At 71.0% G+C, this 14,569-nt stretch carries 12 protein-coding genes and 1 pseudogene; 6 read left to right on the forward strand and 7 right to left on the reverse strand.

Annotated features, from left to right (window positions below):
- Nucleotides 1-147, forward strand: a pseudogene (locus tag KZX60_RS04525) (IS110 family transposase); the annotation flags it as partial.
- A 242-nt stretch (nt 148-389) separates the two neighbouring features.
- On the opposite strand, the gene groL reads toward KZX60_RS04525, so the two are convergent.
- Both groL and groES read right to left on the reverse strand, forming a co-directional pair.
- Complete coding sequence (gene groL / locus KZX60_RS04530) at nt 390-1,997, reverse strand: chaperonin GroEL (protein WP_248115873.1); 1,608 nt, start codon at nt 1,995-1,997, stop codon at nt 390-392.
- 110 nt (nt 1,998-2,107) lie between these two features.
- Nucleotides 2,108-2,404, reverse strand: coding sequence for a co-chaperone GroES (gene groES, locus KZX60_RS04535; protein ID WP_248115875.1), 297 nt, complete (start codon nt 2,402-2,404; stop codon nt 2,108-2,110).
- 709 nt (nt 2,405-3,113) lie between these two features.
- Between groES and KZX60_RS04540 the strand changes: the two genes are divergently transcribed.
- A complete protein-coding gene (locus KZX60_RS04540) occupies nt 3,114-4,016 on the forward strand; it encodes a hypothetical protein (RefSeq protein ID WP_248115876.1) in 903 nt (300 codons plus the stop codon).
- Between the two features lie 201 nt (nt 4,017-4,217).
- Here the strand turns inward: KZX60_RS04540 and KZX60_RS04545 are convergent, their stop codons facing one another.
- From KZX60_RS04545 to KZX60_RS04565, 5 genes are all read right to left on the reverse strand, one after another.
- The gene (locus tag KZX60_RS04545) at nt 4,218-4,973 is read right to left on the reverse strand and encodes an ATP-binding cassette domain-containing protein (RefSeq protein ID WP_248115879.1); all 756 of its coding nucleotides are present in this window, start codon (nt 4,971-4,973) and stop codon (nt 4,218-4,220) included.
- Nucleotides 4,970-6,040, reverse strand: coding sequence for an iron chelate uptake ABC transporter family permease subunit (locus KZX60_RS04550; protein ID WP_248115881.1), 1,071 nt, complete (start codon nt 6,038-6,040; stop codon nt 4,970-4,972). The genes KZX60_RS04545 and KZX60_RS04550 overlap by 4 nt, the downstream gene beginning before the upstream one ends.
- Nucleotides 6,033-7,088, reverse strand: a complete 1,056-nt coding sequence (locus KZX60_RS04555; protein WP_248115883.1) for an ABC transporter permease — start codon at nt 7,086-7,088, stop codon at nt 6,033-6,035. The genes KZX60_RS04550 and KZX60_RS04555 overlap by 8 nt, the downstream gene beginning before the upstream one ends.
- Nucleotides 7,085-8,134, reverse strand: coding sequence for an ABC transporter substrate-binding protein (locus KZX60_RS04560; protein ID WP_248115885.1), 1,050 nt, complete (start codon nt 8,132-8,134; stop codon nt 7,085-7,087). Before KZX60_RS04560 ends, KZX60_RS04555 begins: the two co-directional genes overlap by 4 nt.
- A 180-nt stretch (nt 8,135-8,314) precedes the next feature.
- The gene (locus KZX60_RS04565; protein WP_248115887.1) at nt 8,315-9,673 is read right to left on the reverse strand and encodes a class I SAM-dependent methyltransferase; all 1,359 of its coding nucleotides are present in this window, start codon (nt 9,671-9,673) and stop codon (nt 8,315-8,317) included.
- A gap of 70 nt (nt 9,674-9,743) precedes the next feature.
- On the opposite strand from KZX60_RS04565, the gene KZX60_RS04570 reads away from it, so the two are divergent.
- The 4 genes from KZX60_RS04570 to KZX60_RS04585 all read left to right on the forward strand — a co-directional run bounded on the left by KZX60_RS04570 (nt 9,744) and on the right by KZX60_RS04585 (nt 14,567).
- The gene (locus tag KZX60_RS04570; RefSeq protein WP_248115888.1) at nt 9,744-10,937 is read left to right on the forward strand and encodes a glutamate--cysteine ligase; all 1,194 of its coding nucleotides are present in this window, start codon (nt 9,744-9,746) and stop codon (nt 10,935-10,937) included.
- Nucleotides 10,938-11,354: 417 nt separating this feature from the next.
- Nucleotides 11,355-12,689, forward strand: coding sequence for a hypothetical protein (locus tag KZX60_RS04575; RefSeq protein WP_248115889.1), 1,335 nt, complete (start codon nt 11,355-11,357; stop codon nt 12,687-12,689).
- 59 nt (nt 12,690-12,748) lie between these two features.
- Entirely contained in the window at nt 12,749-13,240 is a 492-nt protein-coding gene (locus KZX60_RS04580) for an acyltransferase (RefSeq protein ID WP_248115890.1), read from the forward strand.
- 37 nt (nt 13,241-13,277) lie between these two features.
- Nucleotides 13,278-14,567: an oligosaccharide flippase family protein gene (locus KZX60_RS04585; RefSeq protein ID WP_248115892.1), complete on the forward strand. Its 1,290-nt coding sequence runs from the start codon at nt 13,278-13,280 to the stop codon at nt 14,565-14,567.
- Nucleotides 14,568-14,569: the final 2 nt, after the last annotated feature.

A 14,569-nucleotide genomic window follows, 5' to 3' on the forward strand; every position in this document is an offset into this window, starting at 1 on the left:
CGAGCCCAGGGCAAACGCCACAACCAGGCGCTGATTGCGCTGGCCCGGCGCCGCACCGACGTGCTTTACGCGATGCTCCGCGATGGCACCCTGTATCAAGATCCGACCGCCCCGCCAGCACCATCATTAGTCGCTCTCGCGGCTTGACGAAAACCATAGAGGCACCCCCCTGGCGCAGGACCTCATCACGCGGCGGTCCGTCACGGCGCCGGGTCCGACGTCCCGGACCGCCATCGATCCCGTTGCGTCAAGGACGCGGCCGCGGAGCGCCCCGGTGCACCAACGGAAGCGGGCACAGGTGCGGAGGCGCGAAACGGCCCGTCATCTGCGCGCGCAGATGACGGGCCGTCGTCGTGAGGGAGCCGGCCCTGCCGGCGACGTCACTCAGCTCAGTGCTGGTGGCCGTGCTCGTCCTCGTCCTCGGGCTTGTCCGCCACGAGGGTCTCGGTGGTGAGCACGAGCGCCGCGATGGACGCCGCGTTGGCCAGCGCGGAGCGGGTGACCTTCACGGGGTCGATCACGCCGTCGGCGAGGAGGTCGCCGTACACGCCCGTCTTCGCGTTGTAGCCGTGGTTCGGCTCCAGCTCGGCGACCTTGGAGACGACGACGTAGCCGTCCTCGCCCGCGTTCTGGGCGATCCAGCGCAGCGGCTGCTTGAGCGCCTTGCGCACGATCTCCACGCCCGCGGCGGCGTCCCCGGTGAGGGCCTGCACGTCGGCGTCCTCGTCCAGGACGGAGAGGGCGTTGATGAGGGCGGTGCCGCCGCCGGCGACGATGCCCTCCTCGAGCGCGGCACGCGTGGAGGACACGGCGTCCTCGATGCGGTGCTTGCGCTCCTTGAGCTCCACCTCGGTGGCGGCGCCCACGCGGATCACGCCGATGCCGCCGGCGAGCTTGGCGAGGCGCTCCTGCAGCTTCTCGCGGTCCCAGTCGGAGTCGGTCGCGGCGACCTCGGCCTTGATCTGGGAGACGCGGGCGTCCACGTCGGCCTTCTCACCGCCGCCGTCCACGATCGTGGTGTTGTCCTTGGACACGGTGATGCGGCGGGCGGTGCCGAGCACGTCGAGGTCGGCCTGCTCGAGCTTCATGCCGAGGTCCGGGGAGACCACCTGGGCGCCGGTGAGGATCGCGATGTCCTGCATCATGGCCTTGCGGCGGTCGCCGAAGCCCGGGGCCTTCACGGCCACGACGTTCAGGGTGCCGCGGATCTTGTTGACCACGAGGGTGGACAGGGCCTCGCCCTCGACGTCCTCCGCGATCACGAACAGCGGGCGGTTGGACTGCAGGACCTTCTCCAGCAGGGGCAGCAGCTCCTGCACGTTGGAGATCTTGCCGGAGTTGATGAGGATGTACGGGTCCTCGAGCACGGCCTCCTGACGCTCGGCGTCGGTGACCATGTACGGGGACAGGTAGCCCTTGTCGAACTGCATGCCCTCGGTGACGTCCAGCTCCGTCGAGGTGGTGGAGGACTCCTCGATGGTGATGACGCCGTCGGTGCCCACGGTGTCGAAGGCGCGGGCCAGCAGCTCGCCGACCTCGTCCGACTGCGCGGAGATGGCGGCCACGTGGGCCACGTTCTTGCCCTCGACCGGGCGGGCGTTCTCCAGCAGGCGCTTCTCGACGGCGGACACGGCCGCCTCGATGCCCTTCTTGACGTCGTTCGGCGCGGCGCCGGCGGCGACCTGGCGCATGCCCTCGTTCACGAGGGCCTGGGCCAGCACGGTGGCGGTGGTGGTGCCGTCGCCCGCGATGTCGTTGGTCTTGGTGGCGACCTCCTTGGCGAGCTGGGCGCCCATGTTCTCGTAGGGGTCGTCCAGCTCGATCTCACGGGCGATCGTGACGCCGTCGTTGGTGATGGTGGGGGCACCCCACGCCTTGTCGAGCACCACATTGCGGCCCTTGGGGCCCAGGGTCACCTTGACGGTGTCGGCGAGCTTGTCGATGCCGGCCTGGAGGGCGCGGCGTGCGTCGTCGTTGAATGCCAGCTGCTTGGCCATGACGGACGCTCCTTTCGGTTCAGGAAGTCTTCGGGGAGTGCGGGACGCGTCGGGCCCGGGGCGGCGCACCGGTGGGGTGCGCTCCGCTCACCGGGCCCGACGCGCGGGGGTCACTTGGTGACGATGGCCAGCACGTCGCGGGCGGAGAGCACGAGGTACTCCTCGCCGCCGACCTTGACCTCGGTGCCGCCGTACTTGGAGTACAGGACGACGTCGCCCTCGGCGACGTCCACCGGCACGCGGCTGCCGTTCTCGGCGACGCGGCCCGGGCCCACGGCCACGACCTGGCCCTCCTGGGGCTTCTCCTTGGCGGTGTCCGGGATGACGAGGCCGGAGGCGGTGGTCTGCTCGGCCTCCAGCGGGCGGACGACGATGCGGTCCTCGAGGGGCTTGATGGCAACGGACATGCTGCACACTCCTTCTTGTTCGACGTGCGGGCCGGCGACAGGGCCGCCGAGTCTGCGTTGACGTGGTCTCAGGGGGTGCCACGGGCGTGGAGACCCTCCGTCGTCGCGGTGCCGCAGGGTCCATCCTCGGGCGTTGGCACCCGGTACCCCCGAGTGCCAGTGTCGACTCTACTCCGGGCCTTGGCACTCCTTCAACACGAGTGCCAGCCGCGTCCGGGGGCGGGGTCCGCTCGCCGGCTCGCCGCGCGGCTCGAGTCGTCAGCGCCCACTCCTGCCCCTTGCCGTATGGACCCGGTTCCAGGGCGGTCACAACACGCCGTCTGCAAGAAGTTCAGGCGGCGTGTTGCGACCACCCGGCGGGGGGCTGGGGCGGGGCGGCGGGGCCGGGCGGCGGGGGGCGAGGCGGGGGCGGGGCCGGGGACAGGGCGGGAGAGCCATAGGGGTCGTCGGGAGGGAGGCGGGACCACCCTCCCCCGGAGCGGACACGCAACGCCCCCTGCACAGCGGCCGACGGCGGGCTGCCCCATCCCCAGATGTGCTCACCGCGAGCGTCGCACGGTCCCGCTGCGCCGAGGCTTCGGCCATGTCGCCGACGACGCCCTCGGGCCTTCCTCCCCTGCCTCCTGCGTTCACCACAGCTGAAGCGCGGACAGCGGGGGTGCCCCCTCAACGGCTGCGACGCGCTGACCTCTCCACTCCCCTGCACGGCGTGCGGGTCCGCGCGGAGTCTCCCGGCCCGTCATGGGCGGACGTCGGCCTGGCCGAACCGGGCCACGGATGGAGCGGGGCTGTCCTCGCCGCCCTGCTGCGCCGACGCGGTGCGGCGGTGCTCTCCCACGACACCGCGGCTCATCTGCACGGCATGCCGACCCCGCACGCCGCGGCCCCCTCCAGCCTCGTCCACGTCACGCTCCCGCCGGGGCAGCGGCTGCGGCGCGAGGGCGTCGCCCCGCACCGTCGGGATCTTCCAGCGCACCACGTGGGTGCCGTCCACGGGCTGCGGGCCACCACGCCGGAGCGGACGTGGGCGGACCTGTGCACGCGCGGCGCTCCGTGGACGCCGGAGGACCTCATCGCCGCCGGCGACCACCTGCTCGCCCGGCCCTGGTCGCGGCGAGGACGACGCGAGCCGGCGTCGACTCCGGAAGGGCTGGCCGCCGTCGTGGAGGCGCTGGGTGGTGTACCGGGCATCGATGCGGCGCGACGGGCGCTGGCGCAGGTGCGCGTGGGGTCGGACTCTCCCCTGGAGACGCGTGTGCGGCTCGATCTGATCGCTGCGGGGCTGGGCGAACCCATCCTGCAGTTCCGCCTGGACGCCGCCGATCCCCAGTGTCCCGAGGTGGACCTGTACTACGCCGACGGCGCCGTCGCCCTCGAGTACGACGGCGCGCATCACCTCGCGCGGGAGCAGCAGGCCCGGGACGCCCGGCGGGACCGCTGGCTCCTCGCGCGGGGGGTCGCTCCCCTGCGGGTGACGGCCGAGGATCACCGTGAGGCCTGCCGACGGCTGGTCGAGGTCATTCTCGAACGGCGGGCGGCGGGGCATCGCATCGACCCGCGCCCGGAGTCCACCTCGCAGAGTGGTCACGACGCGCCGCCTGCAGAGAGTTGAGACGGCGTGTTGTGACCACTCTGGGAGGGTGTGGGCGTCTCTGGGAGGGTGTGGGCGTCTCTGGGAGGGTGTGGGCGTCTCTGGGAGGGTGTGGGCGTCGGATGGAGGGACCGGAGACCACACGGGCGGCCGACGGCAGCCCAGCCCAGCCCCGCTCAGCCCCGCCCCGCCCCGCCCAGCTCCAGCCCCGCCCAGCCCCGCTCAGTAGTAGACGGCGAGCGGGCCGGCCGGCCCCTCCACCACGTGGCACGGCGTCTTGAAGATCCGCTCGAGGACCTCGGGGCGCATGATCTCGTGGGGCGAGCCCGTCTCCACCACCTGGCCGTCGCCCATGGCCACGATGTGGTCGGCGTAGTGCGCGGCGAAGTTGATGTCGTGCAGCACGATCACCACGGTGCGGCCCAGCTCGTCGGCGGCGCGGCGCAGCTGCTGCATCATCTGCACCGAGTGCTGCATGTCCAGGTTGTTCAGCGGCTCGTCGAGCAGCACGTACTCGGTGTTCTGCGCGAGCACCATGGCCACGTAGGCACGCTGACGCTGGCCGCCGGAGAGCTGGTCGAGGTAGCGGTTCTCGAACGGCCCCAAGCCCAGGAAGTCCACGGCCTCGGAGATGTGGCGCTCGTCGTCGAGGGTCAGCCGCCCGCGGGAGTACGGGTACCGTCCGAAGCCCACGAGCTGCCGCACCGTCAGGCGCGTGATGAAGTGGTTCTCCTGGCGCAGGATGGACAGGGTCTGCGCGATCCGCCGCGAGGGGGTCGCGGTGATGTCCTGGCCGCCCACGGCGATCGTCCCGGCGTCCGCGTCCTGAAGCCGCCCGATCATCGTCAGCACGGTGGACTTGCCCGCGCCGTTGGGCCCCACGAGGGCGGTGATGCCCCCGGCGGGGATCTGCAGGTCCACCGGACCGATGCACACCTCGTCACTGTGGCGCTTGGTGACGCCCCGCAGTTCGATCACAGCCGACCCTTTCTCATCACGACGATCAAGAAGGTGATGCCGCCCACGAGCTCGATGACCACGGTGACCGCACCCCCCGCGTAGAAGACGTGCCGCAGCACGAAGTAGGCGCTCGCGAGCACGGCGTAGCCGGCCAGTGCGGCCACGGGCAGCACGAGACGGTGGTCGTACGTGTCCGTGATGGAGTACGCCAGTGTGGCCACGAGGAAGCCGAGGAACGTCATCGGCCCCACCAGGGCGGTGGTCATGGCCATGAGTACGGAGACGAGCAGCAGCGTCCCCATGAGCTCCCGGCGGTGGCTCAGCCCCAGGTTGGTGGACACGTCGGCGCCGAGGGCCACCACGTTCATTCGCCGCGAGCGCAGCCACAGCAGGAGGCACACCACGACGACGATCGGCGCGGCCACCGCCACGTACTCGGTGCGCGCGTTGGAGATGTTGCCGAACAGGCGGGCCGAGAGCACGTCGAACGAGTTGGGGTCCAGCAGGCGCTGCATGAAGGTGCTCAGCGCCGCCAGTCCCCCGCCCAGGACCACGCCCACGAGCAGCATCAGGTGCATGCTCCCGTACGGCCGGGAGAGCAGCCACGAGTACAGGGCGGTGGCCAGCACCACCATGAGCGCAGCCTGGGCCAGGAAGGGCCCGGTCCCGCTCACCACGGCGACGCCGGCAGCCCCCAGCGCGTATACGGCGGCGGTCTGCACCGCCACGTAGAGGGCCTCGAAGCCCATGATCGAGGGAGTGATGATCCGGTTGCCGGTGGCGGTGTGGAAGCTGACCGTGGCGAACGCGTGGCACAGGGCCACGAGGGCGATCACCCCGATCGCGTCCACGCGCATCCCGGCGATGAGCCAGAACGCGCGGGAGCCCGGCGTCGCCTCATTGCCCCACAGCAGGATGCCGGCCGTCGCGGCCAGCCCGACGACGGCGAGCACCGCCACGGTCACGAGGTACCGGGTGCGCTCGGCGCGGGTGACGAACGGGCCGGACGCGCGAGCGCGGTCTGCGAGGGGACCGGCGGCGGTGGAGCCGCTGCGCAGCCCCGGGACGGTGCGGGCCTCAGCCATGCTTGGCCTGCCTCAGGAGCAGGGCGAGGAACACCACGGCCCCCACGACGCCGAGGATCAGGGAGATCGGCACCTCGAAGGGCATGATCACGGTGCGCCCGATGACGTCGCACACGATGACCACCCAGATGCCCACCATGACCACCCACGGCAGGTTGGTGCGCAGGTTGTCCCCGCGCACCATGGAGACGATGTTCGGGACCACGAGCCCCAGGAAGGGCAGGGCCCCGATCACTACGGTGACCACGCCCGTGGCCACGGACACCATCGCGACGCCGGTGAAGACGACCGCCTCGTAGTTCAGCCCCACGTTCGTGGCGATGTCCTTGCCCAGCCCGGCCACGGTGAAGCGGTCAGCGATCACGAAGACCGCCACGCACACGGCCAGCACGATGAACAGCAGCTCGTAGCGGCCGCGCACCACGGAGGTGAAGGAGCCGGCGAACCACGCGCCCATCTGCTGGAGCATGTCGGTCTGCAGCGCGAGGAACGTCGAGGCCGAGCCCACGACGGCGCCCATCATGATGCCCACGATCGGCACGATCAGGGAGGAGGAGAGCCGCACGCGGCGCAGGAACAGGAAGAAGACCATGGTGCCCACGAAGGCGAACAGCACGGCGCCGACCATGCGGGTCATGATCCCGGCGCCCGGGATGAGGAGCATGGTGACCAGCAGGCCCAGCCCCGCCCACTCGGTGGTGCCGGTCGTGCTGGGCTCGACGAACCGGTTCTGCGTCATGAGCTGCATGATCAGCCCGCACATGGCCATGGCGGCGCCGGCCAGGATCAGCGCGATCGTGCGGGGCACGCGCGTGATGCCGAACATCTCCGCCCCGCCCTCCGCGCCGAGGTCGTAGACCCCCACGAAGAGGGAGAGGACGGTGAGCGCCACGGTGATCGCGGCGCCGGCGAGCAGGGGCCACGTGCGCTGCCAGCGCGAACGCTCGGGGCGCAGGACGGCGGGAGGGACCCAGCACACGCGTTCGCCCGGACCCGCCGCGAGGGGCTGGGTCCGGGCGTCGACGGTGCCGGTGGGCGACTGGGTCACCGGGCGCCCTCGAAGGCGTCCGCGAGATCCTCCATGATCGTCGTGTAGTTCTGGATGTCCTCGGCCACGTACAGGTCCGCGGGCAGGTGGACGATGTGGCCCTCCTTGACGGCCGGCACGTCCTTCAGCGCCTCGGACTGCTCGATGAGCTCCTTGGCGGTGGCGTTCTCCTCGCCGATCGCGGCGTCGCGGTCCATGACGATGATCCAGTCCGGGTTGGAGGAGGCGATGGCCTCCACGGAGATGTCGTCGCCCTGGTGGTTGTCGGAGCCGGACTGCTCGAGGGCGGGGGTCAAGCCCAGGATGTCGAAGAGGGGGCCGATCGAGCGGCCCGTCGACGGCGCGACGTAGGCGAGGTCGCCGCCGGTGGCGATCAGGCCCATGACCGTCTGCTCCGGGTCGTACGCCTCCTTGGCCCGCTCGACGGCGGCGTCGAAGTCGGCGTTGAGCTGCTTCGCCTCCTCCTGGTGGCCGGTGGTGTCGCCCAGGAGCGTGGTCAGCTCCTTGAGGCCCTCGTCCAGCGGGGTCTTCACGGGGTCGAAGTCGGTGTCCACGATCGCGGCGTCGCCGGTGAGCTCGTCGATCTCGGCCTTGCGGTCCCGGAAGCGCTGGCCGTTGAGGACCACGTCCGGCTCGGCGGTGACGAAGGCCTCCATGTCCGGCTCGCGGTGGTTGCCGATGTCCTTCACGTCCGCGTCGTCGAGGTACGACGGGCCGCCCTCGCCCTCGTACATGATCTGCTTCGGGGCGGCGCTCAGCTCCACTCCCCACTCGTCCAGCGTGCGGAAGGTCCGGTTGTCGGTCGCGATCACGGAGTCCACCTCCTGCGGGAGGGTGATCTGCGCACCGGACATGTCGGTCACGGTGGCGCCCGCGGCGACGCCCTGCGCGGAGCCGGCCGACGAGGAGACGCCGGCGCCGTCGGCGGCCGAGCTCGTCCCCGCGGAGCCGTTGGAGCCTCCCGCGGAGCAGCCGACGAGGGCGAGGGCGGCGACCGAGGTCAGGGCGATCGCCGACAGGCGAGGGGAGTGGGGGGCGCGCTGCATGGTTCTCCTCCCGGGCGCCGCTCGAGGCGGGCCGAGGTCTGGGGTGTCTCGTCAGGGTCGGCAGGGCCCACCCTCAGGTGAGGCTTGCCTCAGTGGATTAGAGTACATATGAGTACGCTAATCAACAAACCGGGGCCCCGACTCCGCGGATCCGATGTCGGACGGCGACGTCGAGACGCCTCAGCCCACCCCGTCCAGGGGCGTCACCTCGAGGGCCACGCGGCGTCCGCCGACGCGGGCGAGGACGAGGGTCCCGTGCGCGCCCGCCGCTGCCACGCCGCCGGCCCGGCGGCCCTTCTTCCCCGCGCCCTTCCCCGCCCCCGCGAGCAGGCGGGCCCGCAGCTCCTCCGGGCGCACGTCCACGCCGCGCTTCTTCACGTCCAGGCGGGTGATGCCGCGCTCGCGCACCCAGCGGCGCAGCGCCTTCACGTCGAGGGGGTGGACGGCCTCCACCCGGTATCCGCGCGCCAGCGGGGAGGGCACGGGGGCCTCGGTCACGAGGTAGGCCAGGTGCGGGTCGAGCAGCCGGGCCACCGCGCCGCCCTCCTCCCATACGGCGCCGAGGTCCGTGACGAGGCCCGCGCGGATCACGGCGCCGTCGGGCTCGTGGAGGACGCAGCCCGGCAGGGCGTCCAGTCCCGCCTCCCCCACGGACTCGAGGGCGGGCGAGCCGCCGGGACGATCGCGCAGCACGGCGACGGACGGCCGGGGTCTCCGCGTGTCGATGACGGCGGCCGCGCGGACCCCCGGCGCCGTCGTCAGCGCGTTGAACCACAGCACCACCTCGACGACGTCGCCGTCCACGGAGACCCATTCCGCCTCGGCCTCCGCGGGGACGTGCTCGTGCGGCAGCCCCGGGCCGAGCTTGGCGCCCACCGCGCGCCCCTCGGCGGCCAGCCCCAGGACGAAGGACAGCGGCGGGGAGAACGCCTCCGGGTCGAACACGCGCGCCGAGCCCGAGCTGGAGATCCGGCGTCGGGCCGGATCGAACCACAGGGCGTCCACATCGTCGGCGTGGGCGCCCGCCCACGCGAGCGCGTCCCCCTCCTCCACCCGCGCCCCGGGCGCCAGCGCGGCCATGTTGGCGGCGGCCACGGCGGCCACCACGGGATCCCGCTCCACGGCGACGACGGACAGCCCGGCGCGCGCGAGGCCGAGGGCATCGGCCCCGATCCCGCAGCCCAGGTCCGCCACCGAGCGCAACCCGGCCGCCGTGAACCGCTCAGCGCGGCGTTCGGCCACGACCCGGCGGGTGGCCTGCTCGAGCCCGTCGCGAGTGAAGAGCATCCGATCGGCGAGGTCGCCCAGCTTGGTGCGGGCCGCCCGGCGCAGCGCGGCCTGGGTGAGCACCGCGGCCACGAGCTCGGGGGCGTGGCCGGCGGCCCGCAGCCGCGTGGTGGAGGCCAGCGGGTCGGCGACGTCCGCGTCGGTCAGCGAGTCCAACAGCTCCCGGCCGGCCCCGGTCAGTGCGGGGGCCAGGTGCGTGGCGTCCGGGGAGGAGTCCTCGGCGGAGGGGCGGGGGTCGCGGTCGTCGGCCATGGATCCAGGCTAGGGCCCGGGTCGGGCAGCGCCGCCCCGCCGGGCTCGCCCGCGCCTCTAAGATGTCTGCATGAGCCTCCCGTTCCAGCAGTCGGCGCAGTCCACCCTCGGCATCGAGTGGGAGCTCGCACTCGTGGACGCCGTCACCGGCGACCTGCGTCCCGAGGCCCCGGAGGTCATCGCGGCCGCCCGCGACGTCGCCGGCCTCGGCCCGGAGGACGAACACCCGCACGTCACGGCGGAGATGCTGCAGAACACGGTGGAGCTGGTCACGGGCGTGCACCGGACCGCCGGTGCCGCGGCCGAGGAGCTGCGCGGGATCGCCGCCGGCATCCTCACGGCCGCCGAGGCGCGCAGCCTGCAGCTCTACTGCCAGGGCTCGCACCCCTTCGCGGAGCCCTGGCTGCAGCCGGTCACGGACAAGGACCGGTACAACCGCGTCGTGGAGATCGCCCAGTACTGGGGGCGGCAGATGCTGATCTTCGGCGTTCACGTGCACGTGGGCCTCGACGACGTCTCGAAGGCGATGCCCGTGGTCAACGGCCTCGTCAACCGCTTCCCCCACCTCCTCGCCCTCTCCACCTCCTCCCCCTACTGGGCCGGCCACGACACGGGCTACCAGTCGCAGCGCACCCAGGTTTTCCAGCAGCTGCCGACGGCGGGCCTGCCCCACCAGTTCGAGGACTACGCGGATTTCGAGCGCTGCGTGGAGCAGATGGTCCAGGCAGGCATGGTGGCCGACGCCACGGAGTGCCGCTGGGACGTGCGCGCCGTCCCGCGTCTCGGCACGGTCGAGATGCGGGTGTGCGACGGCATGGCCACCATCGAGGAGATCGCCGCCGTCACGGCCCTGACGCAGTGCCTCGTGCACGATCTCTCGTCCCGGCTCGAGTGCGGCGCGGACGCTCCCGCGATCCTGCCGCCGTGGTATGCGGCCGAGAACAAGTGGCGGGCCGCCCGCTACGGCCTCGAGGCGCGCGTGATCCTCGACGCCGAGGGCAACGACGCTCCCGTGGCCGAGCACCTCGGCGAGGAGCTGGAGCGTCTCGCCCCCGTGGCCCGCGAGCTCGGCTGCGAAGCGGAGCTGGACCACGTGCACGCCATGATGGCCGAGAGTGGCGCGGCGCGGCAGCGGCGGATCGAGCGGGAGGCCGCGAGCGTGCCCCCGGCAGAGGGGCAGGCGCCGGACGACGCCGTGGCCCCGCTGCGGGCCGTCGTGCTGGACGCGGCTGCGAGGACGAGGGAGTCGTTGCGGGGCGTCTGACTTCGGAAACAGGTTCCTGATCTCTCGGCAGGTCAGGCGCGCCTCGCGGCTGACAACGAGAGGGCGAACATCTACGGAAGCCGGCATGGGAGTCTTCATCCGTCTGGGGCATCGTCACGTCTCTTGGGTGCTCGACCTCACCACCCACAAGGCCTCCTTGGAGGCGGCCCCGGATATGTACGAGAAGTCCGAAAAGAAGCAGGCCGGCTGCATCGAGGTGGGGCTGAGCCTTTGCGGGCGGCGGCGCCAGTCCCCTCAGCAGGCGGGCGGCCAGACCCACGCCGGATTGCCGCTGCGGCCAGGCGGTAGCATGACGGGGAACTCAGTTCCTGCGGGCGCCGATTGGTCACAGGTCTTCGCGCCTCCCTCAGCTCTGCACCGCCTGCCTCCGCCCCCCACCTCTTGGAGAGACCCCACATGAACCCGCGGAAGTTCGTGATCCGTGCGTCGAAGCGTCGCCAGCTATCCGCACTTGACAACCGAAAGCGTCTGTACGCTGAGACCGAGACGGGCGAGCAGCAGCGGATCCGGCTCGAGAAGCTGAACCAGACTTGGGGGCGGGCACGGGAGGCTTCCCCCTTCTACCGACACTGGGCGAAGAAGTACGGCCTACCCGCCCGACTGGAGGCCCTGGAACAGATGCAGGACTTCCCGCTGCTGACGAAGGAGGTGCTGCGAGAGCACCAAGACCTTGTCTTCGGTGACGGCGGCGGCGAGGCCGCCTACGTCACGGGAGGCAGCACGGGCTCACCGATGCGGTACCCCAAGAGCGACGACGAGGTCCCGGACCGCTGGGTTAACGGCTTCCTCGGACGGTCCTGGATCGGTATCGAGCCGGGGGACCCTTACCTCCATCCTTGGGGCCACAGCCATCTCTTTGGCGGGGGCCCACAGGCAGGCGTCCGCAAGGTGGTGCGCGCCGCCAAAGATCTGGCGAGCGGAGGGCATCGAGTCAATGGTTATGACCGCTCACCCGAAGCCCTCGCCTCCGTCGCGGACGAGTTGGTCCGCCTCAAGCCCAAATACATCATCGGGTACGCCTCCTACATCACCCAGCTGGCCCATCACCTGATCTCTCACGGCCTCCCCGCCCCCAGCTCACTCGAATGGGTCATCCCGACGTCGGACACCTCCACCGCAGAGGACCTTGAGGTGATGGCGCGGGCCTTCGGGGCCAGAGTCGCCGGCGAGTACGGATCCGTCGAGACCGGGCTGCTGGCCCACTACGATGCGACCGCCGGCGCCCTGCGCGTCCCCTGGGCGAGCATCTACGGCGCCCTGCCCGACCCCGAGACAGGCATCCAGGTGACGACGCTCGACCCACGCCGCTTCCCGTTATTCAACTACGCCATCGGCGACGCCGTTGAGGGAGTTGACGGAGTGGATGACATCCGGTTCCTGTCGACGGTTCGGGGTCGGGTGAACCAGCAGGTGGCGGTGCGTCGTCTGGATGGCACGTTCGCGAACGTCCTCCCCAATCAGTACGAACACATGCTGCGAGCCTTCCCCACCATCACCCAGGTTCAGTTCGCCCCGACGTCGGCCGGGGAGCTCACGATCTTGGCGACCGCCCCCGCGCCCACGTGGACGGACGCGGAGATCACCGCGCGAGTACACGAGGATGTCCGGAAGACGGATCAGGGGATCGACCTCACCGCGATCACGGTGAAAATGGTGCGCGAGCCCACCCTCAGTGTCGCGGGCAAGGTCCCCAAAACCCTGCCGGTGGACGCCTGGGACGGCGACCGCTGACGCGCGTCCCCATTCGGTCGCGACTTCGCAGACACCTCCAAGCGGATACCATCGATCCCATGTCCATGTGGCTCCCCAACCTCCTCTCTGCCATCACGCCCCACACCCGGGGATTCGCTTTGCGTCAGCGCGTGTACTCGGTCGCCGGGGCCCGCGTGGACCGCACCGCGAAGATCAACGGGACGGCGGTGCTGTCGAACAAGTGGGTCGAGGTCGGGTCCCAGGCCTGGATCGGCGCGGGATGTCAGCTCATCGGTGGCCCCGGTGCCATGGTGCGGATCGAGGACCGCTGCGACCTCGGCCCCGGTGTCATGTTGGTCGTCGGCAGTCACCACCTCGGCGACACCACGCGGCGCGCGGGCCAGGGCTACAGCGCCGGCATCACGGTGGGCGCCGGGACCTGGGTGGGGGCTCGGGCCACGTTCCTCGCGGGCTCGTCCGTGGGCCGCGGGTGCATGGTAGCGGCCGGTGCCGTCGTGCGCGGCGAGTTCCCAGACAACGTGATGATCGGCGGGGTCCCGGCGCGCGTTCTTAAACACTTCGACGCGTGATCCACCGGCAGAGGCTCGCTCAGGATCAGCCAGCGGCATGAACCGCGTAAATCTCTTATCCATCGCCATCCGCATCGGCGGATTCCTCTGCTCCGCGGGCCAGACCGTCCTGCTCGCCCGCATGCTCGGCGCGCACGACCTCGGTGTCTACTCCGCCATCCTGGCCTTCGCCACCGTCGTCTACCTCGCGGCCCCGACCGGCATGGGAGTCTTCCTCTTCCGCGAGTCCTCACGCGCCATTGCCCGCGGAAACATGGACAGGGTGAGGGGCCTCCGCTCCGCCACGTTCCGTCTCGGCCTGGCGGCGTCCTCGCTGGCCTCTCTTCTCTTGGGGGTCTTGATGCTCACGGGGGTGACGCCGAGCATTGACGGCTGGACCATCGTCCTCGTGATGCTCCTCGCCTTCACCCTCGGGCTTGACCCGCTGCGGTCGGGAATCATGCGTGGAATGGGATCCGCTCTGCAGGCCCAGCTCCCCGAGATTCTGATCCGGCCGGGTATCTTTACCGTGGTCTTGCTGGGGGTGTATCTCCTAACGCCGGGGTCCCTGGATGTGAATGTTGCGCTTCTTGCGTACAACGTGGCCGGGCTGATCGCCCTCGCCTACGGCAACCTCGTCATCAACCGCTGGGTCCCCCGGGGCATGAGAGAGCGCATCACCCCGCGGGAGGTCATCGGCGCCTCAGTGGATCAGACGATCTTCAGCAGCTCACAGACCCTGATGACGAACCTCGAGGTTCTCGTCCTCTCCGCCCTCAGCCTGACCGTCGCGGCCGGACAGCTGAGGGTTGCGCTGCTGGGCGTCGTGGCGCTGCTGTTCATCTACAACGCCATCGCCTTCGTCTCGGTCCGCGACATCGGCGTCAGCCTCGCCAAGAATGACGATCTCCCAGGGGTGCTCCGCGCCTCGGATCGGCTTGTCGGACTGGGCCTCGTCTCCACGGCGGCCATCACCGCCACCATCCTCCTCATCGGTGAACCGGTGATCGCGGTGATCTTCGGCGAGGAGTACCGCCCCGCGTCGGGCGCCCTCAGCATTCTGGCCATCGGGCATGTGCTGGCCATCGCCTGCGGTCCCTCCTTCGAGATCGTCCGGCTGCTCGACAGCAGATGGTTCTCCATCGGCGTGAACCTCGCCACCTGCGTGGTCCTCCCCGTACTCACCGTCGCGTTGCTGCCCGTAATGGACCCGCTCTTCGCGGTGGCGATCGCCTCCGCCATGGCCAACGTCTTACGCAGGCTGACGATCGCCTGGCACGTCGGACGCCAGCTAGGCGCGGATACCACCGCGCTGGGCGCCGTCCGGCGGCGTCTTCGCGCGGTGTGAGA

The organism is Micrococcus sp. EYE_212 (genome assembly GCF_023147585.1).
Lineage (GTDB): Bacteria > Actinomycetota > Actinomycetes > Actinomycetales > Micrococcaceae > Micrococcus.

Coding starts and splice junctions, on each gene's coding strand:
- groL (WP_248115873.1), bottom strand. CDS start 1,997: ATGGCCAAGCAGCTGGCATTCAACGACGACGCACGCCGCGCCCTCCAG.
- groES (WP_248115875.1), bottom strand. CDS start 2,404: ATGTCCGTTGCCATCAAGCCCCTCGAGGACCGCATCGTCGTCCGCCCG.
- KZX60_RS04550 (WP_248115881.1), bottom strand. CDS start 6,040: ATGGCTGAGGCCCGCACCGTCCCGGGGCTGCGCAGCGGCTCCACCGCC.
- KZX60_RS04560 (WP_248115885.1), bottom strand. CDS start 8,134: ATGCAGCGCGCCCCCCACTCCCCTCGCCTGTCGGCGATCGCCCTGACC.
- KZX60_RS04565 (WP_248115887.1), bottom strand. CDS start 9,673: ATGGCCGACGACCGCGACCCCCGCCCCTCCGCCGAGGACTCCTCCCCG.
- KZX60_RS04570 (WP_248115888.1), top strand. CDS start 9,744: ATGAGCCTCCCGTTCCAGCAGTCGGCGCAGTCCACCCTCGGCATCGAG.
- KZX60_RS04575 (WP_248115889.1), top strand. CDS start 11,355: ATGAACCCGCGGAAGTTCGTGATCCGTGCGTCGAAGCGTCGCCAGCTA.
- KZX60_RS04580 (WP_248115890.1), top strand. CDS start 12,749: ATGTCCATGTGGCTCCCCAACCTCCTCTCTGCCATCACGCCCCACACC.
- KZX60_RS04585 (WP_248115892.1), top strand. CDS start 13,278: ATGAACCGCGTAAATCTCTTATCCATCGCCATCCGCATCGGCGGATTC.